At 70.4% G+C, this 20,741-nt stretch carries 25 protein-coding genes; 9 read left to right on the top strand and 16 right to left on the bottom strand.

Annotated features, from left to right (window positions below; genetic code table 11):
• The first annotated feature begins 164 nt into the window (after positions 1-164).
• Positions 165-515 carry a hypothetical protein gene (locus V8J39_RS09095; protein WP_336460571.1) on the top strand — a complete coding sequence of 117 codons (351 nt, stop codon included), beginning with the start codon at positions 165-167 and terminating at the stop codon, positions 513-515.
• On the opposite strand, the gene V8J39_RS09090 is transcribed toward V8J39_RS09095, so the two are convergent.
• Positions 509-1,693, bottom strand: coding sequence for a MalY/PatB family protein (locus V8J39_RS09090; protein ID WP_336460570.1), 1,185 nt, complete (start codon positions 1,691-1,693; stop codon positions 509-511). The genes V8J39_RS09095 and V8J39_RS09090 overlap by 7 nt on opposite strands.
• Positions 1,694-1,795: 102 nt before the next feature.
• On the opposite strand from V8J39_RS09090, the gene def (V8J39_RS09085) reads away from it, so the two are divergent.
• The 5 genes from def (V8J39_RS09085) to V8J39_RS09065 all read left to right on the top strand — a co-directional run bounded on the left by def (V8J39_RS09085) (position 1,796) and on the right by V8J39_RS09065 (position 4,643).
• Positions 1,796-2,317 carry a peptide deformylase gene (gene def / locus V8J39_RS09085; RefSeq protein WP_336461185.1) on the top strand — a complete coding sequence of 174 codons (522 nt, stop codon included), beginning with the start codon at positions 1,796-1,798 and terminating at the stop codon, positions 2,315-2,317.
• 13 nt (positions 2,318-2,330) lie between these two features.
• Positions 2,331-2,846 carry a peptide deformylase gene (def, locus tag V8J39_RS09080; RefSeq protein ID WP_336460569.1) on the top strand — a complete coding sequence of 172 codons (516 nt, stop codon included), beginning with the start codon at positions 2,331-2,333 and terminating at the stop codon, positions 2,844-2,846.
• A complete protein-coding gene (gene def / locus V8J39_RS09075; RefSeq protein WP_336460568.1) occupies positions 2,843-3,340 on the top strand; it encodes a peptide deformylase in 498 nt (165 codons plus the stop codon). The genes def (V8J39_RS09080) and def (V8J39_RS09075) overlap by 4 nt, the downstream gene beginning before the upstream one ends.
• Positions 3,340-4,260, top strand: coding sequence for a methionyl-tRNA formyltransferase (gene fmt, locus V8J39_RS09070; RefSeq protein ID WP_336460567.1), 921 nt, complete (start codon positions 3,340-3,342; stop codon positions 4,258-4,260). The genes def (V8J39_RS09075) and fmt overlap by 1 nt, the downstream gene beginning before the upstream one ends.
• A gap of 77 nt (positions 4,261-4,337) precedes the next feature.
• Positions 4,338-4,643, top strand: a complete 306-nt coding sequence (locus V8J39_RS09065) for a hypothetical protein (RefSeq protein ID WP_336460566.1) — start codon at positions 4,338-4,340, stop codon at positions 4,641-4,643.
• A gap of 29 nt (positions 4,644-4,672) precedes the next feature.
• Here the strand turns inward: V8J39_RS09065 and rnhA are convergent, their stop codons facing one another.
• The 7 genes from rnhA to V8J39_RS09030 form a co-directional block, all read right to left on the bottom strand.
• Positions 4,673-5,137, bottom strand: a complete 465-nt coding sequence (rnhA, locus tag V8J39_RS09060) for a ribonuclease HI (RefSeq protein ID WP_336460565.1) — start codon at positions 5,135-5,137, stop codon at positions 4,673-4,675.
• A 75-nt stretch (positions 5,138-5,212) separates the two neighbouring features.
• Positions 5,213-5,479 carry an HPr family phosphocarrier protein gene (locus tag V8J39_RS09055; protein ID WP_336460564.1) on the bottom strand — a complete coding sequence of 89 codons (267 nt, stop codon included), beginning with the start codon at positions 5,477-5,479 and terminating at the stop codon, positions 5,213-5,215.
• 50 nt (positions 5,480-5,529) lie between these two features.
• The gene (locus V8J39_RS09050) at positions 5,530-5,937 is read right to left on the bottom strand and encodes a PTS sugar transporter subunit IIA (protein ID WP_336460563.1); all 408 of its coding nucleotides are present in this window, start codon (positions 5,935-5,937) and stop codon (positions 5,530-5,532) included.
• 13 nt (positions 5,938-5,950) lie between these two features.
• Positions 5,951-6,853 (bottom strand): RNase adapter RapZ, encoded by a 903-nt coding sequence (rapZ, locus tag V8J39_RS09045; protein WP_336460562.1) that lies wholly within the window; start codon positions 6,851-6,853, stop codon positions 5,951-5,953.
• 51 nt (positions 6,854-6,904) lie between these two features.
• Positions 6,905-7,339: an HPr kinase/phosphorylase gene (locus V8J39_RS09040; RefSeq protein WP_336460561.1), complete on the bottom strand. Its 435-nt coding sequence runs from the start codon at positions 7,337-7,339 to the stop codon at positions 6,905-6,907.
• Positions 7,336-9,054: a sensor histidine kinase gene (locus V8J39_RS09035; RefSeq protein WP_336460560.1), complete on the bottom strand. Its 1,719-nt coding sequence runs from the start codon at positions 9,052-9,054 to the stop codon at positions 7,336-7,338. Before V8J39_RS09035 ends, V8J39_RS09040 begins: the two co-directional genes overlap by 4 nt.
• A gap of 36 nt (positions 9,055-9,090) precedes the next feature.
• A complete protein-coding gene (locus V8J39_RS09030; RefSeq protein WP_336460559.1) occupies positions 9,091-9,795 on the bottom strand; it encodes a response regulator transcription factor in 705 nt (234 codons plus the stop codon).
• A 355-nt stretch (positions 9,796-10,150) separates the two neighbouring features.
• On the opposite strand from V8J39_RS09030, the gene V8J39_RS09025 reads away from it, so the two are divergent.
• Positions 10,151-11,749, top strand: a complete 1,599-nt coding sequence (locus V8J39_RS09025) for a phosphoenolpyruvate carboxykinase (protein ID WP_336460558.1) — start codon at positions 10,151-10,153, stop codon at positions 11,747-11,749.
• A 64-nt stretch (positions 11,750-11,813) separates the two neighbouring features.
• On the opposite strand, the gene V8J39_RS09020 is transcribed toward V8J39_RS09025, so the two are convergent.
• Entirely contained in the window at positions 11,814-12,581 is a 768-nt protein-coding gene (locus V8J39_RS09020; protein ID WP_336460557.1) for a sulfite exporter TauE/SafE family protein, read from the bottom strand.
• A gap of 177 nt (positions 12,582-12,758) precedes the next feature.
• On the opposite strand from V8J39_RS09020, the gene V8J39_RS09015 reads away from it, so the two are divergent.
• Entirely contained in the window at positions 12,759-14,423 is a 1,665-nt protein-coding gene (locus V8J39_RS09015; RefSeq protein ID WP_336460556.1) for an acyl-CoA dehydrogenase family protein, read from the top strand.
• Positions 14,424-14,427: 4 nt separating this feature from the next.
• Here the strand turns inward: V8J39_RS09015 and V8J39_RS09010 are convergent, their stop codons facing one another.
• Positions 14,428-15,648 carry an MFS transporter gene (locus tag V8J39_RS09010; protein ID WP_336460555.1) on the bottom strand — a complete coding sequence of 407 codons (1,221 nt, stop codon included), beginning with the start codon at positions 15,646-15,648 and terminating at the stop codon, positions 14,428-14,430.
• 266 nt (positions 15,649-15,914) lie between these two features.
• Positions 15,915-16,631: a DNA repair protein RecO gene (gene recO / locus V8J39_RS09005; RefSeq protein WP_336460554.1), complete on the bottom strand. Its 717-nt coding sequence runs from the start codon at positions 16,629-16,631 to the stop codon at positions 15,915-15,917.
• A gap of 103 nt (positions 16,632-16,734) precedes the next feature.
• Between recO and V8J39_RS09000 the strand changes: the two genes are divergently transcribed.
• Positions 16,735-17,451: a Pr6Pr family membrane protein gene (locus tag V8J39_RS09000; protein WP_336460553.1), complete on the top strand. Its 717-nt coding sequence runs from the start codon at positions 16,735-16,737 to the stop codon at positions 17,449-17,451.
• On the opposite strand, the gene V8J39_RS08995 is transcribed toward V8J39_RS09000, so the two are convergent.
• The 5 genes from V8J39_RS08995 to acpS all read right to left on the bottom strand — a co-directional run bounded on the left by V8J39_RS08995 (position 17,409) and on the right by acpS (position 20,672).
• Positions 17,409-17,750: a DUF1491 family protein gene (locus tag V8J39_RS08995; RefSeq protein WP_336460552.1), complete on the bottom strand. Its 342-nt coding sequence runs from the start codon at positions 17,748-17,750 to the stop codon at positions 17,409-17,411. The genes V8J39_RS09000 and V8J39_RS08995 overlap by 43 nt on opposite strands.
• Positions 17,740-18,693: a GTPase Era gene (gene era, locus V8J39_RS08990; protein ID WP_336460551.1), complete on the bottom strand. Its 954-nt coding sequence runs from the start codon at positions 18,691-18,693 to the stop codon at positions 17,740-17,742. The genes V8J39_RS08995 and era overlap by 11 nt, the downstream gene beginning before the upstream one ends.
• Complete coding sequence (rnc, locus tag V8J39_RS08985; RefSeq protein WP_336460550.1) at positions 18,693-19,376, bottom strand: ribonuclease III; 684 nt, start codon at positions 19,374-19,376, stop codon at positions 18,693-18,695. The genes era and rnc overlap by 1 nt, the downstream gene beginning before the upstream one ends.
• On the bottom strand, positions 19,373-20,164 hold the full coding sequence (lepB, locus tag V8J39_RS08980; protein ID WP_336460549.1) for a signal peptidase I: 792 nt from the start codon (positions 20,162-20,164) through the stop codon (positions 19,373-19,375). The genes rnc and lepB overlap by 4 nt, the downstream gene beginning before the upstream one ends.
• 76 nt (positions 20,165-20,240) lie before the next feature.
• Positions 20,241-20,672: a holo-ACP synthase gene (gene acpS, locus V8J39_RS08975; RefSeq protein WP_336460548.1), complete on the bottom strand. Its 432-nt coding sequence runs from the start codon at positions 20,670-20,672 to the stop codon at positions 20,241-20,243.
• Between the last annotated feature and the right edge of the window lie 69 nt (positions 20,673-20,741).

The raw sequence follows: 20,741 nt of genomic DNA, 5'->3' as shown, positions 1-20,741 counted from the left end.
TGCGGGGAAGCGCAGCCGCCGCGCGGTGACGCACAGCCCCGGCGGATCGGCCGGCCCGGGGCGCCGGGCGCCGGGCGTGGCGGTCACGCGTTTCTTTCAGCGCTGCGCTTGATTTCGCCGACGCCGACGCCACTATCGGCTTCGTGAAGAGGAGGGCCCCCGCGATGTTCGAAGTGTTCCCCGAGGACCTGCGCAAGCAGCTGCTGGCCGCCGAACGCAAGGCGCAGTCGCGCCGCTCGCGGCTGCGGGTCGAGACCGGGCGCGAAAGCTGGCCGGTGCTGCGGCGCTGGGAGGACGGCTTTGCGCTCGATGCCCGGCGGGTGTCGCATCTGCGCGGCCTCGTCGATCTCTACGACGGGCCGCGCCACGTGATGCAGTGCCTGATCTTCGCCTCGGGCGTCGAGGGCGACGAGCTGATCTGCTCGGTCAAGTCGGCGACGCCGGCAGGGGACCGGCCGCCGGTCGATTTCGTCCGGCCCGAGGGCGGGCCGGCCGCGCTGCTGCCGCGTTACTGAAGGTCGGCGAAGGCCGCCTTCAGCCGCGCCACCGCGTCCTCGATCACCGGGCGCGGGGTGGCGAGGTTGAAGCGCAGGAAGCTTTCGCCGCCCAGCCCGAAGGTCTCGCCGTGGTTGACGGCGATCTTGGCGTCCTTCTCGACGCGCGCGCGGAAGTCCTCGGGCGCCATGCCGGTGCCCGAGAAGTCGACCCAGGCGAGGTAGGTCGCCTCGAGCGGCATCGAGCGCAGGCCGGGGATCGCGTTCACGCCCGCGTCGAAGATCCGGCGGTTGTTGTCGAGATAGACGGTCAGCGCGTCGACCCAGGCCGCGCCTTCGGGCGAATAGGCGGCGGTGACCATGTGCATCCCGAAGCTGTTGGGCGAGATGCCAAGCGCGTTGACCCGGCCCGCGAAGGTCTCGCGCAGGGCGGGGTCGGGGATGATGACATTGCCGATGTGGGCGCCGGCGATGTTGAAGGTCTTGGTGGCGGCGGTCAGCATCACCAGCCGGCCGAGGCAGTCGGGCGCGGCCACCGGCATCGGCGTGTGGGTGCTGCCGGGCATCACCAGGTCGGCGTGGATCTCGTCCGACACGAGGATCATGTCATGGGCGGCGCAGAAGGCCGCGACCGCGCGCAGCTCGTCCCCGGACCAGACCCGGCCGCCCGGATTGTGCGGCGAGCAGAGCACGAGCATCTTCTCGCGGCCGGTCAGGCGCGCCTCCCAGGCGTCGAAATCCATCTCGTAGCGGCCGTCCGCCAGCGACAGCGGGCATTCGGTGACGGTGCGGCCGGCGGCTTTGATGACGCGGGCGAAGGCGTGGTAGACCGGGGTCATCAGCACCACCGCGTCGCCCGGCGCGGTGAAGGCGTCGACCGCCATCGCGGTGCCGTTCACCAGGCCATGGGTGGTGAAGATCCAGTCGGTCTGGATCGACCAGCCGTGGCGGGCCTGCATCCACCAGGCGATCGCGGCGCGATAGGCGCTGTCGTCGCCGAAATAGCCGTAGACGCCGTGCGCGGCCATCTTCTCGACCGCCGCCTGCACCGCCGCCGGGGGGCGGAAGTCCATGTCGGCCACCCACATGGCGATGCCCTCCTCGGGCGAGACGCCATAGGTCTTCTCCATCATGTCCCACTTCGAACAGTGGGTGCCCTTGCGGTCGATGATCTCGTCGAAGGTGACATCTAGGCTCATGCGGGAGGTCCTTTCCGGGGGTCGTGCATGGGAGGCGCCTGCCGCCGGACCGGCCCGATCTGGGCCGTTGCGGAGCGGCCGGGCTTGGCCTACATCCGGGACATGACACGCCGCGCCATCCTTATCCACCCCGATCCGCGCCTCAAGAAGGTCTGCGATCCCGTGACCGCCGTCGACGACGCGGTGCGGGCGCTGGCCGACGACATGCTGGAGACGATGTACGACGCGCCCGGGATCGGGCTTGCCGCGCCCCAGGTGGGCGTGACCAAGCGGATGCTGGTGATGGACTGCGTCAAGGACGCCGCCGAGACGCCGCGGCCGATGGTGCTGATCAACCCCGAGATCACCTGGTCCTCGGAGGGGCTGAACAGCTACGAGGAAGGCTGCCTGTCGATCCCCGACCAGTATGCCAGCGTCACCCGCCCGGCCGAGGTCGAGATCGCCTGGCTGGGGCTGGACGGCAAGCGCCATTCCGAGCGGTTCGAAGGGCTTTGGGCGACCTGCGTGCAGCACGAGATCGACCACCTGAACGGCAAGCTGTTCATCGACTATCTCGGGGCGCTGAAGCGGCAGATGATCACGCGCAAGATGGAAAAGCTGAAGCGCGAGATGGCGCGGACGTGAGGGGGGCCTTCGCATGGCGGTGATGCCCCTGGTGATGTGGCCCGATCCGCGGCTGGCGCGGCGCGCGGCCGAGGTGACCGAGTTCGACTCGATGCTCGCCGGTCTTGCGCGCGACATGCTCGACACGATGTACGCGGCCCCCGGGCGCGGCCTTGCCGGGCCGCAGGTCGGCGAGATGGTGCGGATCTTCGTGATGGACTGCGGCTGGAAGGACGGCGCCCCCGATCCGCGGGTGATGGTGAACCCGGTGATCCTGTGCGCGAGCGGCGCGGCCACCCGCGACGAGGGCTGCCTGTCGGTGCCGGGCCTCGCCGTGCCGGTGACGCGGCCCGACCGCCTGACGCTGCGCTGGCAGGAGCTGTCGGGCGACTGGCGCGAGGAGGTCTTCGACGGTTTCGCCGCGACCTGCATCCAGCACGAGCGCGACCATCTCGACGGCATCCTGCACCTTGACCGGGCCGCGCCCGCCGACCGCGCGGCGGCGCTGGCGCAGCTGGACGGCCCCGCACGGCTGGAGGCCAGCGCATGACCGTCCGCGCCTTCGTGCCCTATCCCGACAAGCGCCTGCGCACCGCCGCCGATCCGGTCCCCGCGATCACCGAGACCGTGCGCATGATCTGGGACGACATGGTCGAGACCATGGACGCGATGCCGGGCGTCGGCCTTGCCGCGCCGCAGATCGGGATCATGATGCGGCTCGCCGTCGTCGACGCCTCGGACAAGCGCGGCCAGGCGGTGCGGATGGCCAATCCCGAGGTGCTGCACGCCTCGGTCCAGTTCCGCAAGTACGAGGAGGCGAGCCCGAACCTGCCCGGCGTCTCGGCGATCATCGAGCGGCCGCGGGCGGTGACGGTGCGGTTCCTCAACGAGGCGGGCGAGATCGAGGACCGCGACTTCGTCGGCCTCTGGGCCACGAGCGTCCAGCACCAGATCGACCACCTGAACGGCAAGGTCTATGTCGACCACCTGTCGCCGCTGCGTCGCAAGATGCTGGTGGCGAAAAGCCAGAAGATGACCCGCTGATGCGCGTCGTGTTCATGGGCACGCCGGACTTCTCGGTCCCGGTGCTCGAGGCGCTGGCGGCCGCGCACGAGGTCGTCGCGGTCTACTGCCAGCCGCCGCGCCCGGCGGGGCGGGGCAAGAAGGACCGCCCCTCGCCGGTGCAGGCGCGGGCCGAGGCGCTGGGCCTGCCCGTGCGCCATCCGGTCTCGCTGAAGGCGGCCGAGGCGCAGGCCGAGTTCGCGGCGCTCGGGGCCGACATCGCGGTGGTGGTGGCCTACGGGCTGATCCTGCCGCAGGCGGTGCTGGACGCGCCGCGCCTTGGCTGCGTGAACATCCACGCCTCGCTGCTGCCGCGCTGGCGCGGCGCCGCGCCGATCCACCGCGCGATCATGGCGGGCGATGCCGAGACCGGGATCTGCATCATGCAGATGGAGGCGGGGCTGGACACCGGGCCGGTGCTGCTGCGCGAGGCGGTGGCGATCGGCGCCGAGGAGACGACGGGCGGGCTGCACGACCGGCTGTCGGCGCTTGGCGCGCGGATGATCCTCGAGGCGCTCGCGGGCCTGCCCGGGCTGGTGCCCGCGGTGCAGCCAGAGGCAGGCGTGACCTATGCCGCCAAGATCGACAAGGCCGAGGCGCGGATCGACTGGACCCGGCCCGCGGCCGAGGTCGACCGGCTGATCCGCGGGCTGTCGCCGTTCCCCGGCGCCTGGTGCGAGATCGCGGGCGAGCGGGTGAAGATCCTGCGCTCGCGGCTGGCCGGCGGATCGGGCGCGCCCGGCGCGGCGGGATCGAGTGCGCCCGGCGCGACGGGGCCGGGCTTCGTCGTTGCCTGCGGCGCGGGCGCGATCGAGGTTCTGGAGGCGCAGCGCGAGGGCAAGCGGCCGATGCCGGCGGCAGAGGTGCTGCGCGGATTGGCGCTGCCCGAACGGCTGTCCTGAGCGCAACCCTTGCGGGCGCGGCGGGCCGTGGCAATGATGCCCGGGCCCCGACTCGGCCGGGGTTCGATGGGCCCGGCATGCAATTCGGACTGACTCAGCTTCTGTGGAGCCTCGGCGGCGCCGGCTCGCTGTTCTTCGCGATGAAGTTCGCCCGGATCGGCGTCTGGCTGCTGTTGCGCCCCGGCGGCTGGGCCGTCGTCGTGCTGGGCATCCTCGTCGCGGTCAAGGCGATGGACCCGGGGCCCGAGGCGCCCGTGCTGGCCGAGGTCGCCGCGCCGGCCGTGGCCGACCCGGTCCGGCCCGCCAAGGTCCTGCCCGCCCGCACGTTGCCCGCCCGCACCTTGCCCGACCGCGCGATGCAGCCGGCCCCTATGCGCCCCTGACCGCGCCGGCCGGGATGGCCTGCCCGGCCCTACTTCGCCTTCTGCGGCTTGAACGGCGCCATGCCCCCGCGCGCCAGCTCGTCGGCGCGTTCGTTCTCGGGGTGGCCGGCATGGCCCTTGATCCATTCCCAGGTGACGTTGTGGCGGGCCGCCGCGCCGTCGAGCCGCTGCCACAGGTCGACGTTCTTCACCGGCTTGCCGTCGGCGGTGCGCCAGCCCTTGCGCTTCCAGCCGTGGATCCAGCCGGTGACGCCGTTCTTCACATAGGCCGAATCCGTCACCACGGTGATCGTGGTCGGCCGCGCCAGCGCCTCGAGCGCCGAGATCGCCGCCAGAAGCTCCATGCGGTTGTTGGTGGTGTCCGGCTCGCCCCCCGACAGGGTGCGCTCGCGCACCACCTTGCCGTCCTCGCGCGCGAGCAGCAGCGCGCCCCAGCCCCCGGGGCCGGGATTGCCGGAACAGGCGCCGTCGGTATAGGCGAAAAGCTGGACCATGGAGCCTCCGGGGATGATGGTCCGGAGGGTCTAGGCGCTCGGGCCGGTCAGGTCAACGCGCCGGGGCGGCGGGGGTCAGAACGGCTCGCCGAAGCGGTCGGCGACCAGCGCCTCGAGCTCGCCGGCCAGCTTCTCGGCCTCGGACCCCGAGGTCTCGACCTCGATCGAGCAGCCCTTGGACGCGGCGAGCATCAGCAGCCCCATGATGGAATCGCCCGACACGTCCATGCCCTGATGGCTGACGGTGGCGCGGGCGTCGTGGCGTTCGACCACCTCGACGAACTTGGCCGAGGCGCGGGCGTGAAGGCCCTTCTCGTTGACGATCTTGAGGGTCTTGCGCACCTGTCCTCCCGGGTGGTCGTGCGTGGCAGGGAAGGGGATCAGGTGCCCGATCAGGTCCCGGTCCGGCCGAATTCGCCGGCCTGGTAGCAGTTGATGTACTTGCGCCCGGCATCCAGCGCCGAGGTGACGGCATCGCCCACGGTCAGGTTGCGCGACTTGGCCAGCTTGATCAGCATCGGCAGGTTGGCGCCGTAGACGATCTGGCGGTTGCGCGGCGCGCAGGCCATCAGGCTCAGGTTCGAGGGCGACCCCCCGAACATGTCGGTCACGACGACCACGCCCGATCCCTCGTCGACGGCATCCGCCGCGGCGCAGATCTCGGCCTGCTTGCCTGCCCGGTCGTGATCCTCCTCGATGGAGATCGCACGAATGCCGGACTGCTTGCCCACCACATGTTCCACGGCCGAGAGATATTCCCGTGCCAGACCACCATGGGCGACGATCACGATACCGATCACGCCTTGCCTACCTTCAACGGTTTCCCGCGCCGGCGGATGCCCGGCGCTCCAGTTCCCTGTGTCTTTTAGACACCTGCCATCCGCTCTGTGCAAGCGCAGCAGCGAGCTTTTCGGTCAGTGTGACGGAGCGGTGTTGCCCTCCGGTACACCCCAGACCGATCGTCAGATGCGCCTTTCCTTCCTCAAGATGGGCCGGCAGGACCAGCTCCACAAGATCCAATACCTTCGTGAAGAAGTCACCAAACCGTGGATCATCCGTCACATAATCGGCAACGGCGGCATCGCGGCCGTCCAGCGGGCGCAGCGCCGGCTCCCAGTGCGGATTGCGCAGGAATCGGCAGTCGAACATGATGTCGAGCCCGCGCGGCACGCCGCGCTTGTAGCTGAAGCTCTGGACAGAGACGCCGATCCGTGCCGGGCCCAGCTGGTCGAACCAGCGCTGCACCTCGGCCTTCAGCTCGTGCACCGTCAGCTCGGTGGTGTCGATGACGATGTCGGCGCGGGCCCGGATCGGGGCGAGCAGGTCGATCTCGCGGGCGATTCCCTCGCCTGGGTCGGGCGAGAGCGGGTGGCGGCGGCGGGTCTCGTTGTAGCGGCGCACCAGCGCGCCGGGCTCGCAGTCGAGATACAGCACCTCGAGCTCGATCCCCGGCTCGCGGGTCATGCGGTCGATCGCCTCGATCAGCGCGCCGGCCGAGAAGTCGCGGTTGCGCACGTCGATCCCGAGCGCGATCGGGCGCGACAGCGGCGGGCCGTCAAGCAGCCGCGGCACCAGGCTGAGCGGCAGGTTGTCGATCGGCTCGTAGCCGAGATCCTCGAGCACGTGGATGGCGGTGGAACGGCCGGCACCTGACGCGCCGGTGACGAGCACCATGCGCTGGCCGGGCTGTTCCTGCGGGTCTGGCTGGTCGGTCATCGGATCTTCGGGCCTGGGTCGGGGAGGGGCCGGGGGCGTCGCGCCCGGACCTCAGTCGGAGCGGCCGCCACGCAGCCATTGCAGCAGGGCGGGGCCAAGATGCGGGGCATCCTGCCCGTGCACAAGGGCGATATCATGGCCGAGAAGCGACAGGATCCGGCGCGGCGGCAGCCGCTCGGGCTCGGGGCGGCCGAGGTCGACGGCCAGCACGACCGGGGTGGCGCCGGCGGTGCGGGCCTGCAGGATGCCGACGCCGCGCGCCTCGATCCGGCCGAGGATCGCGGGCGGGCAGCGGGCGACGAGCGCGGCGGCGGTCGCGGTGATCTCGGTGCGGTCGTCGGCCACCAGCCGCGCGCCATGCGCCAGCATCCACAGCCCCAGCGCGGACTTGCCGCTGCCCGACGGCCCGAGGATCAGCAGGCCCTTGCCCTCGATCGCGACGGTGGTGGCATGCAGCAGGGCGGCGGGGGGCGTGGCGCCGGTCACACCGGCAGGCCGACCACGAATCGCGCCCCGAGCGGTTCCGAGGTGATGTCGGCCTCGGTCGGGCGGATGTTCTCGGCCCAGATCACGCCGGCATGCGCCTCGACGATCTGCTTCGAGATCGCGAGGCCAAGGCCCGAATGCTCGCCGAACTGGCCGACCGGGCGTTCCGAGTAGAAGCGCTTGAAGATCTTGGTCAGCGCGGTCTCGGGGATGCCCGGGCCGGTGTCCTCGACCACGACCAGCACGCGGTTGTCGCGCCGGCGCACCCAGACGCGGACCGCGTCGCCTTCCTCGCAGAACGAGATGGCGTTGGTGATCAGGTTGACGAAGACCTGCGCCAGCCGCGCCTCGAGCCCGGTGATGGTGATCGGGCCGGCGGGCAGGTCGGTGATGTAGTCGACGCCACGCTCGGCCGCCTGCTGCGACAGGTATTCGTTGATGTTGCCGATGGTGCGCAGAAGGTCGAATTCCTCCTCCTCGTCGCGCACCAGCTCGCTGTCGAGCCGCGAGGCGTTCGAGATGTCGCTGACCAGCCGGTCGAGCCGGCGCACGTCATGCTCGATCACCTCCAGCAGCTTCTCGCGCTGGTCGTCGCGCTTGGCCACGCGCATCGTGCCCACGGCCGAGCGCAGGCTGGCCAGCGGGTTCTTGATCTCGTGCGAGACGTCGGCCGCGAACTGCTCGTTGGCATCGATCCGGTCGTAAAGCGCGGTGACCATGCCGCGCATCGCGCCCGACAGGCGCCCGATCTCGTCGGGGCGGCCGGTCAGGTCGGGGATGCGCACCCGGCCCGGGTTCATCTTGCGCGCGTTGCGGTCGCGGCCAAGCTCGGCGGCGATCGCCAGATCGGCGAGCGGGTTGGCGATGGTCGAGGCCAGCACCAGCGACAGCGCGATCGAGATCGCGATCGCGATCAGGAACATCTCGAGCACCTGCTCGCGCTCGGCCCGGACCAGCGCGTCGATCGCGCCGGCGCCCGAGGAGACGGCGATCGCGCCCAGGATGCGGCCGTCGCGCACCACCGGCTCGGCCACGATGAAGACCGTGCCCTCGGTACCCTCGCGGATGTTGCGGACCTGGGTGGTGCCGGTCAGGGCCTGGCTGGCAAGCTCGCCCGACAGCTGCCCGATGTCGAAGCGGCGCTCGGTGTCGACGCGCGGGCCCAGAAGCTCGGCCAGGCCGTTCCAGACCGAGCTGAGGAAATCGGTGATCGCGGTCGAGCGGTGGCGCTCGGTCAGGCCGGGCACGGGGTCGAGCGGGCGGGTGGCGATCTCGCGGCTCGAGATCAGCGGGTTGCCCTGCGCGTCGAACAGGAACAGCGTCGCCCCCTGCGGCAGCGCGATGTTGCTCAGCGTGTCGGTCAGCGCCTCGGCGCTCCAAGGGGCGGTGTCGGTGCCGTGGCGGGCCTCGAACACGTTGCCGATCAGCCGCGCCTCGCCGATCATGTCGCGTTCGCGCTGCGCCACGAGGCTGTCGCGGAACGGGTTGAGGAACAGCACCCCCGCGACCATGACGATCATCGCCATCAGGTTGAAGGTGATGATCTTGCGCGCGAGCGGCGAGCGGTTGAGCGACAGCACGCCGCGCTTGGCGCGGCCCTCGCGCAGCTCGCTCTCGGTCTCGAGCCCCGGCGCGACCCAATCCTCGCCCAGAACCAGACCGCTGTCGCGGCCGGCCTTGGCGCTGGCGTCCTTCGGGCGATGGGCGATGGTCATGGCCGCGCCGTCAATCCTGAGCCGTCATTCCGGGCGTCATTCCTCGTTGTAGCGGTAGCCGATGCCGTAGAGCGTCTCGATCGCCGAGAAATCGTCGTCGACGGTGCGCATCTTCTTGCGCAGCCGCTTGATGTGGCTGTCGATGGTGCGGTCGTCGACATAGACCTGGTCGTCATAGGCGACGTCCATCAGCTGATCGCGGCTTTTGACGAAGCCGGGGCGCTGCGCCAGCGCCTGCAGCAGCAGGAACTCGGTCACCGTCAGCGAGACGTCGCGGCCCTTCCAGCTGACCGAGTGGCGCAGCGGGTCCATGGTCAGCTGGCCGCGGACCATCACCTTGTTCTCTTCGGTCACCGGGATGTCGACGCCGCCGGTCTGGGCCTCCTGCCGGCGCAGCAGCGCGCGGATCCGCTCGACCAGCAGGCGCTGCGAGAAGGGCTTCTTGACGTAGTCGTCCGCGCCCATGCGCAGGCCCAGCACCTCGTCGATCTCGTCGTCCTTCGAGGTCAGGAAGATCACTGGCATGTTGGTTTTCTGCCGCACGCGCTGCAGCAGGTCCATCCCGTCCATCCGCGGCATCTTGATGTCGAACACGGCCATGTCCGGCAAACGCTTGCTGAAGGCATCGAGCGCCGCCTGGCCGTCGTTGTATGTCTCGACCTCGAACCCCTCGGCCTCGAGCGTCATCGACACGGAGGTCAGGATGTTACGGTCGTCATCGACCAGCGCGATACGTGACATGGGCATTCCCCGATGCTGCTTTGCCTGTTTTTTGACACATTGTCCCTTGTCCACACGGGGGAATCAACGGCTAACTGCGAATCGCAGGCCGGCCGTGGTTCGCGCAGCACACGATTTTCCCCAGCATCGACTAATTTGTCTCACCACCGGGTTAGCACAATCGCCTCTGACTGTCTGGAATGATTGCGCTAAACCGCGCTTGGTTGCGCTAACCCTTGAAAACGGCGGGTTTCTTCATGGTTCCGACATGATATAGCAGGGAGGTCGCCCCTCTTCCGAGGGGGTCCGGCGTGCCTGGCCCGCGCGTCGCCTTGATGATTTTGGAGAGCCGCATCGCGGCTTCGGGAGCTTGCACATGACAATCGGACGCGTGAATCCGGCGCAACGACTTGAAGATCAGGGCATCACCGGCCTGGGCAACGTCTACTACAACCTGCTCGAGCCCGCCCTGATCGAGATCGCCGTGCAGCGCGAGGAAGGCAAGCTGGGCCTTGGCGGCACGTTCCTCGTGTCGACCGGCGCCCATACCGGCCGCTCGCCCAAGGACAAGTTCGTCGTCCGCACCCCGGCGGTCGAGGACAAGATCTGGTGGGAAAACAACGCGCCGATGCAGCCCGAGGCTTTCGACGCGCTCTATGCCGACATGCTGGCCCACATGAAGGGCAAGGACTACTTCGTCCAGGACCTGTACGGCGGCGCCGACCCGGCCTACCGGCTCGACGTGCGCCTGGTGACGGAACTCGCCTGGCACAACCTGTTCATCCGGCACCTGCTGCGCCGTCCCGAGCGCGCGGAGCTGGACGGGTTCGAGCCCGAGTTCACCATCATCAACTGCCCCAGCTTCTCGGCCGACCCGGCCAAGCACGGCTGCCGTTCGGCCACGGTGATCGCGATCAACCTCGACAAGAAGGTGATCCTGATCGGCGGCACGCAATATGCCGGCGAAAACAAGAAATCGGTCTTCACGCTGCTGAACTACCTGCTCCCGGAACAGGGCGTGATGCCGATGCACTGCTCGGCCAACCACGCGATCGGCAAGCCCGAGGATTCGGCCGTGTTCTTCGGCCTGTCGGGCACCGGCAAGACCACCCTGTCGGCGGACCCGTCGCGCACGCTGATCGGTGACGACGAGCACGGCTGGACCGGCACCGGCACCTTCAACTTCGAGGGCGGCTGCTACGCCAAGACGATCTCGCTCTCGGCCGAGGCCGAGCCCGAGATCTACGCGACCACGAAGAAGTTCGGCACCGTGATCGAGAACATGGTCTACGATCCCGAGACGCTGGAGCTGGACTTCGAGGACGCGAGCATCACGCAGAACATGCGCTGCGCCTATCCGCTCGACTACATCTCGAACGCGTCGGAAACCGGCCTCGGCGGCGCGCCGAAGAACGTGATCATGCTGACCTGCGACGCCTACGGCGTGCTGCCGCCGATCGCGCGGCTGACGCCGGCGCAGGCGATGTACCACTTCCTGTCGGGCTTCACCTCGAAGACCCCGGGCACGGAAATCGGCGTCGTCGAGCCGATCCCGACCTTCTCGACCTGCTTCGGCGCGCCGTTCATGCCGCGCCGGCCGGAAGTCTACGGCAAGCTGCTGCAGGCCAAGATCAACGAGACCGGCGCCTCGTGCTGGCTGGTCAACACCGGCTGGACCGGCGGCGCCTTCGGCACCGGCAAGCGGATGCCGATCAAGGCCACCCGCGCGCTGCTGACCGCCGCGCTCGACGGCACGCTGAACGGCGTGCAGTTCCGCAAGGACCCGAACTTCGGCTTCGAGGTTCCGGTGGATGTCCCCGGCGTCGACAAGGGCCTGCTGGACCCGCGTTCGACCTGGGCCGACAAGGCCGCCTATGACGCGCAGGCCGCCAAGCTGGTCGAGATGTTCTCGAAGAACTTCGCCCAGTACGTCGACCACATCGACGACGACGTCCGCGCCGCCGCCATCGGCTGAGCCGCGCGCACGGGATCTGGAAGGGGCGTGCCGCCGGCGCGCCCCTTTTGCGTGCGGGGGCGGGTCAGCTCAGCGCCTGGCGGATCAGGTTCAGCCCCACCACCACCAGCAGCAGCTGGCTGAAGCGCCGGAACATCGCCTGGTCGACCCGCGACAGCAGCCGGTCGCCGATCACCGTGCCCAGCACCGCCGGCACCACCAGCACCGCCGAGAACAGCAGGGCCGCGGGCGTGACCGCGCCCGCCATCCAGTGCCCGGCCAGCGCCACGGCGCCGCCCAGCAGGAACAGCATGCCCTGCGTGCGCAGCGCCTCGCGCTTCTCGACCCCGGCCGACAGCAGGTAGACCACGATCGGCGGCCCCCAGACCCCGGCGATCCCGCCGTAGAGCCCCGCCACCGACCCCGAGATCCACTGCGCCCGGTTGCGGTGTTCCAGCCGCATCGCCATCGGCACCCCCGCCAGCTGCAGGCCCGCGTAGGCGGCGATCGGCAACCCGAGGATCAGCAGCGCCGCGCGCTCGGGCACCAGCTGCACCAGCTGCGTCGAGACGAGCAGCAGCAGCACCATGCCCGCCAGCAGCCGGCGGGTCTGCGTCACCGCGGCCCGGAACGGCCCCGGCCCGTCGCGCAGCGCCTGCTGCGCGTTGGTCACCAGGATCGGCAGCAGCACCGCCACCACCACCAGTTTGTGCGGCATGAAGCCCGCGAAACCCGCCACCATGATCAGCGGCAGCGCGAAGCCGACAAGGCCCTTCATCACCCCGCCAAACAGCGTGATCACAAGGGCAAGGCAGAAGGCGGCGGGGGAGAGGCCGCCGGTCACAAGGTCCATCGCAGGCTCCGGTGCAGGGCCCGGCCTGCCTAGCAGGCCCGGCGACCGCGACCAATGTCGAATTGATGGCGCAACAAAACGTCACGAACGACGCGTCATACGAAATCTACTTGCGCGCCGAAAGCGCCCCGCCTATGGCATGATGCAGGTGCAGCACACGATTCCGGGGAGGATGACATGGCCCACGACGGAGCACGGCCGACGGCCGAGATCGACGCCCTCGAACTGGCGCGGGCGGCGCTGCCCGAGGTCGAGGCACTGTTCGACCGCGCCCGCGTCGCGCTTGCGGCCGAGGTCTCGGCCGGGGGGCGGGTGTCGGGCGCGCGGCTCGAGGCGCGGCAGTTCGAGGCCCATGCCCTGTCGTGGCTGGCGACCTATACCGAGGCGCTGCGCCAGCTTCTGGCCTGGGCCGACCGGCTGGCCGGCGCGGGCACGCTTGGCGCGATGGAGCGGCTGATCCTGCAGATCGGCTATGGCGAGTACCTCGCGCAGGTCGCGGGCGGCATCCCGATGAGCCAGGGCGAGACCGCGCGGCTGGCCGACCTCGGGCTCGACTGGGCGCCCGGATACGCGGCGTCGGCGCTGATCGCCGGCGGCAACACCGCGGCCGCGCGCACGGCGCTGGTCGCGCTGATGCGCGAGAACCACGGGCGCGCGACCTTCGGGGTCACCGGGCTGGACGAGGATCTGGAGATGATCCGCGACCAGTTCCGCCGCTATGCCGACGATCGCGTCGTCCCCAATGCCCATGAGTGGCACCTGAAGGACGAGCTGATCCCGATGGAGATCATCACCGAACTGGCCGAGCTGGGCGTGTTCGGCCTGACGATCCCCGAGGAGTTCGGCGGGCTCGGGCTGACCAAGGCCTCGATGGTCGTGGTGTCCGAGGAGCTGTCTCGCGGCTATATCGGCGTGGGCTCGCTCGGCACCCGGTCCGAGATCGCGGCCGAGCTGATCCTGTGCGGCGGCACGCCCGAGCAGAAGGCGCAGTGGCTGCCGAAGCTGGCGAGCGGGGAGATCCTGCCGACGGCGGTCTTCACCGAACCCAACACCGGCTCGGATCTCGGGTCCTTGCGCACCCGGGCGGTGAAGACCGACGAGGGATGGGAGGTGACGGGCAACAAGACCTGGATCACCCATGCCGCGCGCACCCATGTGATGACGCTGCTGGCGCGCACCGAGCCCGACACCACCGACTGGCGCGGCCTGTCGATGTTCCTGGCCGAGAAGACCCCCGGCACCGATGCGGACCCGTTCCCGACCCCCGGCATGACCGGCGGCGAGATCGAGGTGCTGGGCTACCGCGGCATGAAGGAATACGAGCTTGGCTTCGACGGCTTCAAGGTCAAGGCCGAGAACCTGCTGGGCGGCGTGCCGGGGCAGGGCTTCAAGCAGCTGATGCAGACGTTCGAAAGCGCCCGCATCCAGACCGCCGCGCGGGCGATCGGGGTGGCGCAGGCCGCGCTCGAGGTCGGCATGAAATATGCCGAAGACCGCAAGCAGTTCGGGAAGGCGCTGATCGAGTTCCCGCGCGTCTCGGGCAAGCTTGCGATGATGGCGGTCGAGATCATGATCGCGCGGCAGCTGACCTATCACTCGGCCTGGGAAAAGGACCACGACCGCCGCTGCGACCTCGAGGCCGGGATGGCCAAGCTTCTGGGCGCACGGGTCGCCTGGGCGGCGGCGGACAACGCGCTGCAGATCCATGGCGGCAACGGTTTCGCGCTGGAATACACGATCAGCCGGATCCTGTGCGACGCCCGCATCCTCAACATCTTCGAGGGCGCGGCCGAGATCCAGGCGCAGGTGATCGCGCGCCGGCTGCTGGACGGGTCGAACTGACGGCTCAGGCCGTGGCGGGGGCGCCCCGCCGCGGCCGGCCCAGCCGCGGGTGCAGCCGGCCCGCGATGGCGAAGGCGCCGAACAGGGCAAGCCCGCAGGCGGCGAACACCCCCGAGAGCGGCGTCACCGCCAGCACCGCCCAGCTGAGGCCGGGGGTGAGGATGCCCGAGACGTCGCGGAAGCTGGAATAGACCGCCGCCATCTCGGACCGCTCCGAGGGCTTCACCGCCATCAGGAACGGCAGCCCGCCGCAGCAGTCGAGGAAGATCAGGAAGAAGGTGGCCGCGAACAGCGCCACCAGCGCCACCGGCGGTGCCACCGCGCCGAAGGTGGCAAGCAGGAACAGCGCGCCCGCGGCGGCAAAGCCCGAGCGCACGGCGATGCGCACGCCGCGGGCATTGACCCAGCGCAGCATCAGCGGCGCCGCGAACATCATCAGGTTGGTGAGCGACAGCGCGATGCCGCCGGTCTGCTCGCCCAGGCCCGTCTCGATGCAGAACACCGGCAGGTAGACGACATAGACCCACCAGCCGCAGCTGCGGATCACCGCGAACAGCCAGCCCGCGACCAGCCGCGGCTGGCGCATGAACCGGCCAAGGTAGGCAAGCGGGTTCGGCGCGGGGCCGCGTGCGCGGGCGATCTGCCTGCCATTGCCCAGCCGCAGCGTCCAGAAGACCGAAAACAGCGCCAGCGACAGGCACATCGCCACCAGGAACGGCAGCGGCGCCCAGATCCCGTGCAGCCAGATCCCCGCCATCGGCCCCAGCGTCCAGGGCAGGGCGGAATAGAACACCTTGAGGTTCTCGCCCCGGGTCAGGTCGGCGCGGGCGATGTAGTCCATCACATAGGCGTTGAGGCAGACGAAGGCCGTCACCGTGGCCGCCGTCGTCAGCATCAGCGCCAGCGGCGTCGCCCAGTCCGGGCCGGCCACCGCGAGGCCGGGGCCGAGCAGATAGAGCCCGCAGCCCGCCGAATAGAGCCAGCGGCGCGGCACGAAGCGTGCCGCCCAGGGCACCATCAGCCCGACGCCCAGCGACAGGCAGCCGATCAGGAAATACGCAAGGCTCATGCCCTGCGCCGAGCCGATCGCGCGGTACATCGCGATCGGCCAGACCGAGACCAGCATCGCCCGCACCGCGCTGTCGAGCGCGTAGAGCGTCGCGAAGGCACGCACCCCGGGCAGGGGCACGTGACGCAGCAGGGTGGGAAGGTGCTTGTGGGCCATGGTCTCCTCGCCGGCAGCAATGCGCCGCGGCGGCGGGGAATGCTGATCCGGCGGCGACCTCGGGACGTCGGTTTTCCGATCCCGGCGTCCGATGCCGGCGTCCGATGCCGGCGCCAGATACCGGAGTTGGAGGGGGCGCTGCCCCCGCCGCGTGCCGCGGCCCCCCGGGATATTTGAGCCAATGCGAAAGGGGGGCGTGGCGACCTGCACGGCGCGCTGTGCCGCGGCTGGCGGCTGGTGCGGGGTGGCCGGGGCGGGGGGGCGGATCAGCGGCGCGAGAGCGCGTCGACGAGGCGGTTGCGGGCCTCGGGCAGGGGGCGGCCGCGGTCGGCGGCGAGGCGGGTGTCGAGGAAATGGCCGGTCGTGCGCAGGCCCCCGGCGATCTCGGCCGGGGTGGCGCCGGACTGGCCCATCATCGCGGCGGGCAGCGGCAGCAGGCGCGCGGCCCAGTCGCCGGCGGCGCCGCGGCTGACGGCGCGGCCGGTGCGGGGGCTGACATAGGCGAGGTCATCGCGCGCGCCGGTGACCGCGCAGCGCGCGAGGTCGAGGCCGTGGCCAAGCTCGTCGAGCAGCGCCATCTCCCACAGCAGGTAGTCGGGCGGCCAGTCCTCGGCGGCGGCGAGCCGGTCCATCAGCCGGATCGTGCGGTCGTAGAGCCAGGGATGCGGGTCGCGGTCGGCCAGCGCGAAGCGCAGCATGGCGCAGACCGCGTTGAGGCCCATCAGGCCCAGGCGGTCCCCGAGCAGGCCCGCGCGCGACATCACCGGCTCGACCGTGAAGGTGCCGAGCTGATCCTCGAGCCGCGCGCGCCAGCTGAGATCGAGCTGGCCGCCGGGCTGGAGATGCGGCGCGATCCGGCGCGAGACGCCGCCGCGCACGAGGCCCGCGTGGCGGCCGCGCGACCGCGTGAACACCTCGATGATCACCGAGGTCTCGCCCTGCGGCCGCACCGCGATCAGCAGGCCCTCTTCGCGCCAGTCCATCCGTTCACCCGTCCTTCAGGGGCCGTCACTATCGGGTGAGGGCGGGGGGCTGTCCAGTCGCGGCCCCTCGCCGGGCGCGAGGGGGCGTGGCAGGATGCGGCGCATGAGCTCTCCCTCGCATGTTCCCGAAACCCCGGCCCTTTCCCCTCCCGACCTGCGGGGACGCGGGCTGGCCGCGCTAGGGGCGCTGGTCGCGCTGGTGGCGCTGGCGGGGCAGTACGACATCAACCTCGCGCGGCGCGAGGGCGACGCGGTGCTGGCGCTGTGGGGGATGACGCGGTTCTTCACCAACCTGACGGTGGCCTTCGCCTTCGCGCTGCTGCTGGCGGTCGCGCTGGGGTGGCGGGTGCCGGCGCGCACTGCCGCCGGGTTGGTGCTGGCCTGCGTGGTCATGGCGCTGGTCTACTACCTGGTGCTGGCGCCGATGTGGACGCCCGAGGGGATGCGCTGGTGGGTGGCGCAGGCGATGCATGGCGCGACGCCCGCGGCGGTGCTGCTGTGGTGGGCGCTCGCCGCGCCGAAGGCCGGGCTGAGCCTGCGGATGTTCCCCGCGTGGGCGGGCTTTCCCGTCGCCTACCTGGCGATGTCGGTGCTGCGCCAGCGCGCGGGCGAGCGTGCGCCCTATCCGTTCCTGAACCTGTCCGAGCGCGGCGCGGTCGAGGTCGCGCTGGCGGTGATCGCGATCACGGCGCTGTACCTCGTGCTGGCGGCCGGGCTGGTCGCCGTCGCGCGCAGGCTCGCCCAGTCCGACAGGCTTGCTCAGTCCGCGAGCCTCGTTCAGTCCGACAGGCCCGGCTCGTCGAGCAGCGAGCGGCCCTGACGGTCCTCGATCTCCAGCAGCCACAGGTCGGGATCGCGGGCCCGCTCGCGCGCCATCGCGGCATCGACCTCGCGTTCCTCGCCCTCGGCGAAGACCACCCAGGCCCGGGCGCCGGTCATCAGGTCCCAGCTGCGGGCCCAGGCGCGGGCGCGGCCGTCGAGCGTCGCGCATTTCACGATCACGGCGCCGGCCTCGTCATGGCCATGTGCCGCGACATAGACCGGCAGGCCCATCAGCCGGGCCCGGGTCAGCCAGGCGCCGACCCAGACATGGGTCGCGAGCCGCGCGTCAGTTGCCATCCTTGAAATCGAGCCCCATCTCGGAATAGCGCTCGCTCTCCTCGAGCCAGTCGGGCCGCACCTTGACCTGCAGGAACAGGTGCACCGGCCGGCCCATGAACTCGGTCAGGTCGGCCCGCGCCTGCGCGCCGACGGCCTTGATCGTCTCGCCGCCCTTGCCCAGCACGATGCCCTTGTGGCCGTCGCGCATCACGTAGATCACCTGGTCGATCCGGGCCGAGCCGTCCTGCCGCTCTTCCCATTTCTCGGTCTCGACGGTGAGCTGATAGGGGATCTCCTCGTGCAGGCGCAGGGTCAGCTTCTCGCGCGTGACCTCGGCCGCGATCATCCGCAGCGGCAGGTCGGCCAGCTGGTCCTCGGGATAGAACCAGGGACCGCGCGGGATCTGGCCCGCCAGCCATTCCTTCAGGTCCTGCACGCCATAGCCCTTCTCGGCCGAGATCATGAAGGTCTTGTCGAAGGGCATCAGCTCGTTGGCGGCCTCGGCCAGCTTCAGCAGGCTCTCGGCCTTCACCTTGTCGATCTTGTTGATCGCCAGCGCGGCCGGCCGGGTGCCGAGCCGGGCCTTCAGCGCCTCGATCACCTCGCGCGCGCCGTCGGTCAGGCCGCGGTGCGCCTCGATCAGCAGCACGATCGCGTCGGCGTCGGCGGCCCCGCCCCAGGCGGCGGCGACCATCGCGCGGTCAAGCCGGCGGCGCGGCCGGAACACGCCGGGCGTGTCGATGAAGACGATCTGGGCGCGATCCTGCATCGCGATGCCGCGGATCCGGGCGCGGGTGGTCTGCACCTTGTGGGTGACGATCGAGACCTTGGCGCCGACCATCCGGTTCAGCAGCGTCGACTTGCCGGCATTCGGCTCGCCGATCAGCGCGACGAATCCCGCGAAGGTCGGGCCGTCATCGGCCGGGGTCGCCTCGGGCAGCTGCGGGGTGTCGTCGGACATCACTCGGTCTCCAGTTGCGCCAAGAGCGCGGCAGCCGCGGCCTGTTCGCCCGCGCGTTTCGATCCGGCCTCGGCCGTGGCGGTCTCGCCGGTGGCGAGGCGGGCCTCGATGGTGAACACGGGCGCATGGTCGGCGCCCGCGCGGCCGGTCACCTTGTAGACCGGCAGCGCGAGGCCGCGGGCCTGCGCCCATTCCTGCAGCGCCGACTTCGCGTCGCGCGCCTCGTCCGGCACATGCTCGATCCGCGCGCCCCAAAGCCGCAGCACCAGCGCCCGCGCGGCCTCGAAGCCGGCATCGAGATAGACCGCGGCGATCACCGCCTCCATCGCGTCGCCCAGCAGGGCCTCCTTGCGCCGCCCGCCCGACATCATCTCGGACCGCCCGAGCCGCAGCACGTCGCCCAGGCCGATCTCGCGCGCGACATCGGCGCAGCTTTCCTGGCGCACCAGCATGTTGAACCGCGGCGCCAGCTGGCCCTCGGCCGCGCCGCGGTCGGCACGGAACAGCGCCTCGGCGATGGTCAGGCCCAGCACGCGGTCGCCCAGGAATTCCAGCCGCTCGTTCGAGGGACGGGTGCCCGAGGAGATCGACGAATGCGTGACGGCCCGAACCAGAAGTTCGGGCCGCGAGAAGCTGTGACCCAGCCTCTGCTCGAAGCCGGAGAGATCGGCGGCGCGCTTCACTCGATCGCCTTGAAGAAGCGGTCGGCGCGCCAGGTCCAGAAGTAGAACAGGCTGCGCCCGGCCGAGGAGAAGATGATGCGGTCGGCGCGGCCGATCAGGTATTCGGCGGGGACGGTGCCGACGCCGCCGGTGGACTGCGCGAAGCGGCTGTCCTGGCTGTTGTCGCGGTTGTCGCCCATGAAGAAGTATTCGCCCTCGGGCACGGTGAAGACGGGGGTGTTGTCGGCCCAGCCGGTGCCGATGTTGAGGATGTCGTGGCTGACGCCGTTGGGCAGCGTCTCGACCGCGCGCTCCTTGAGGCAGGTGGCGCCGTCGCCGACCGGGTCGTTGGCGCAGCGCGGGCGGATGCCCTGCGGCCCCTGCGGCTCCTTGATCTCCTCGAAGTTCCCGGCATCCTCGACCTTCACCGGCTGGCCGTTGATGTAGAGAAGCCCGTCGCGCATCTGCACGGTATCGCCGGGCAGGCCGATCAGCCGCTTGATGAAGTCCGAGCCGTTGGCGGGGTGGCGGAACACGACGACGTCGCCGCGCTCGGGGTCGTGGCCAAGGATCCGCCCCGAGATCGGGCACATCGAGAACGGGCAGGAATATCTGGAATAGCCATAGGCCATCTTGTTGACGAACAGGAAGTCGCCGATCAGCAGCGTGTCCTTCATCGAGCCCGAGGGAATCCAGAACGGCTGGAACAGCAGCGTGCGGAAGACGCCCGCGATCAGCAGCGCGTAGACCACGGTCTTCACCGTCTCGAGGATGCCCTCGCCGCGCTTTTCCTTGGTCCTGCTCGCCATGCTCGCCTCTGCGTGAATACCGGCGCTTCATGCGTCCCGGGGGGGCGCGAGTCAAGTTTCCCCACCCCGAAGCCGTTCACGCCGCAGAGATCGGGTCCCCCGGCCGGCCCGGCAGCGGGCGCGCCTCGATCACCACGAAGGCCTGCGCCCAGGGGTGATCGTCGGTCAGCGTGACATGCACGATCGCCTCGTGGCCGGGCGGCGTCATCTCGGCCAGCCGCGCGGCGGCCCAGCCGGTCAGCGCCATCACCGGCTGGCCGGTGGGCAGGTTGCTCACGGCCATGTCGCGCCACGAGATGCCCATGCGCAGCCCGGTGCCAAGCGCCTTGGAACAGGCTTCCTTCGCCGCCCAGCGCTTGGCATAGGTACCCGCGACATCGGCGCGCGCCTCGGCCTTGGCCTGCTCGGTCGCGGTGAAGACGCGGTTGCGGAACCGGTCGCCGAACCGCGCCAGCACCGCCTCGATCCGTTCGATATTGGCCAGGTCTGTCCCGATCCCGAGGATCATGGCGCGGCGCCCCTCTCGACTTTGTGGAAATATCCCGGGGGGAGGCCCGGCACGGGCCCGGGGGGCAGC

The sequence above is a fragment of the Frigidibacter sp. MR17.24 genome (assembly GCF_037095655.1).
Taxonomy (GTDB): domain Bacteria; phylum Pseudomonadota; class Alphaproteobacteria; order Rhodobacterales; family Rhodobacteraceae; genus Frigidibacter.
Note: the sequence above shows the minus strand (reverse complement) of the source record. Positions and strands in the feature narration are given on the sequence as shown.

What these genes read in the sequence shown, in the direction of transcription:
- V8J39_RS09095 (WP_336460571.1), top strand. Translation starts at nt 165, where the DNA reads ATGTTCGAAGTGTTCCCCGAGGACCTGCGCAAGCAGCTGCTGGCCGCC.
- V8J39_RS09090 (WP_336460570.1), bottom strand. Translation starts at nt 1,693, where the DNA reads ATGAGCCTAGATGTCACCTTCGACGAGATCATCGACCGCAAGGGCACC.
- def (WP_336461185.1), top strand. Translation starts at nt 1,796, where the DNA reads ATGACACGCCGCGCCATCCTTATCCACCCCGATCCGCGCCTCAAGAAG.
- def (WP_336460569.1), top strand. Translation starts at nt 2,331, where the DNA reads ATGGCGGTGATGCCCCTGGTGATGTGGCCCGATCCGCGGCTGGCGCGG.
- def (WP_336460568.1), top strand. Translation starts at nt 2,843, where the DNA reads ATGACCGTCCGCGCCTTCGTGCCCTATCCCGACAAGCGCCTGCGCACC.
- fmt (WP_336460567.1), top strand. Translation starts at nt 3,340, where the DNA reads ATGCGCGTCGTGTTCATGGGCACGCCGGACTTCTCGGTCCCGGTGCTC.
- V8J39_RS09065 (WP_336460566.1), top strand. Translation starts at nt 4,338, where the DNA reads ATGCAATTCGGACTGACTCAGCTTCTGTGGAGCCTCGGCGGCGCCGGC.
- rnhA (WP_336460565.1), bottom strand. Translation starts at nt 5,137, where the DNA reads ATGGTCCAGCTTTTCGCCTATACCGACGGCGCCTGTTCCGGCAATCCC.
- rapZ (WP_336460562.1), bottom strand. Translation starts at nt 6,853, where the DNA reads ATGACCGACCAGCCAGACCCGCAGGAACAGCCCGGCCAGCGCATGGTG.
- V8J39_RS09035 (WP_336460560.1), bottom strand. Translation starts at nt 9,054, where the DNA reads ATGACCATCGCCCATCGCCCGAAGGACGCCAGCGCCAAGGCCGGCCGC.
- V8J39_RS09030 (WP_336460559.1), bottom strand. Translation starts at nt 9,795, where the DNA reads ATGTCACGTATCGCGCTGGTCGATGACGACCGTAACATCCTGACCTCC.
- V8J39_RS09025 (WP_336460558.1), top strand. Translation starts at nt 10,151, where the DNA reads ATGACAATCGGACGCGTGAATCCGGCGCAACGACTTGAAGATCAGGGC.
- V8J39_RS09020 (WP_336460557.1), bottom strand. Translation starts at nt 12,581, where the DNA reads ATGGACCTTGTGACCGGCGGCCTCTCCCCCGCCGCCTTCTGCCTTGCC.
- V8J39_RS09015 (WP_336460556.1), top strand. Translation starts at nt 12,759, where the DNA reads ATGGCCCACGACGGAGCACGGCCGACGGCCGAGATCGACGCCCTCGAA.
- V8J39_RS09010 (WP_336460555.1), bottom strand. Translation starts at nt 15,648, where the DNA reads ATGGCCCACAAGCACCTTCCCACCCTGCTGCGTCACGTGCCCCTGCCC.
- recO (WP_336460554.1), bottom strand. Translation starts at nt 16,631, where the DNA reads ATGGACTGGCGCGAAGAGGGCCTGCTGATCGCGGTGCGGCCGCAGGGC.
- V8J39_RS09000 (WP_336460553.1), top strand. Translation starts at nt 16,735, where the DNA reads ATGAGCTCTCCCTCGCATGTTCCCGAAACCCCGGCCCTTTCCCCTCCC.
- V8J39_RS08995 (WP_336460552.1), bottom strand. Translation starts at nt 17,750, where the DNA reads ATGGCAACTGACGCGCGGCTCGCGACCCATGTCTGGGTCGGCGCCTGG.
- era (WP_336460551.1), bottom strand. Translation starts at nt 18,693, where the DNA reads ATGTCCGACGACACCCCGCAGCTGCCCGAGGCGACCCCGGCCGATGAC.
- lepB (WP_336460549.1), bottom strand. Translation starts at nt 20,164, where the DNA reads ATGGCGAGCAGGACCAAGGAAAAGCGCGGCGAGGGCATCCTCGAGACG.
- acpS (WP_336460548.1), bottom strand. Translation starts at nt 20,672, where the DNA reads ATGATCCTCGGGATCGGGACAGACCTGGCCAATATCGAACGGATCGAG.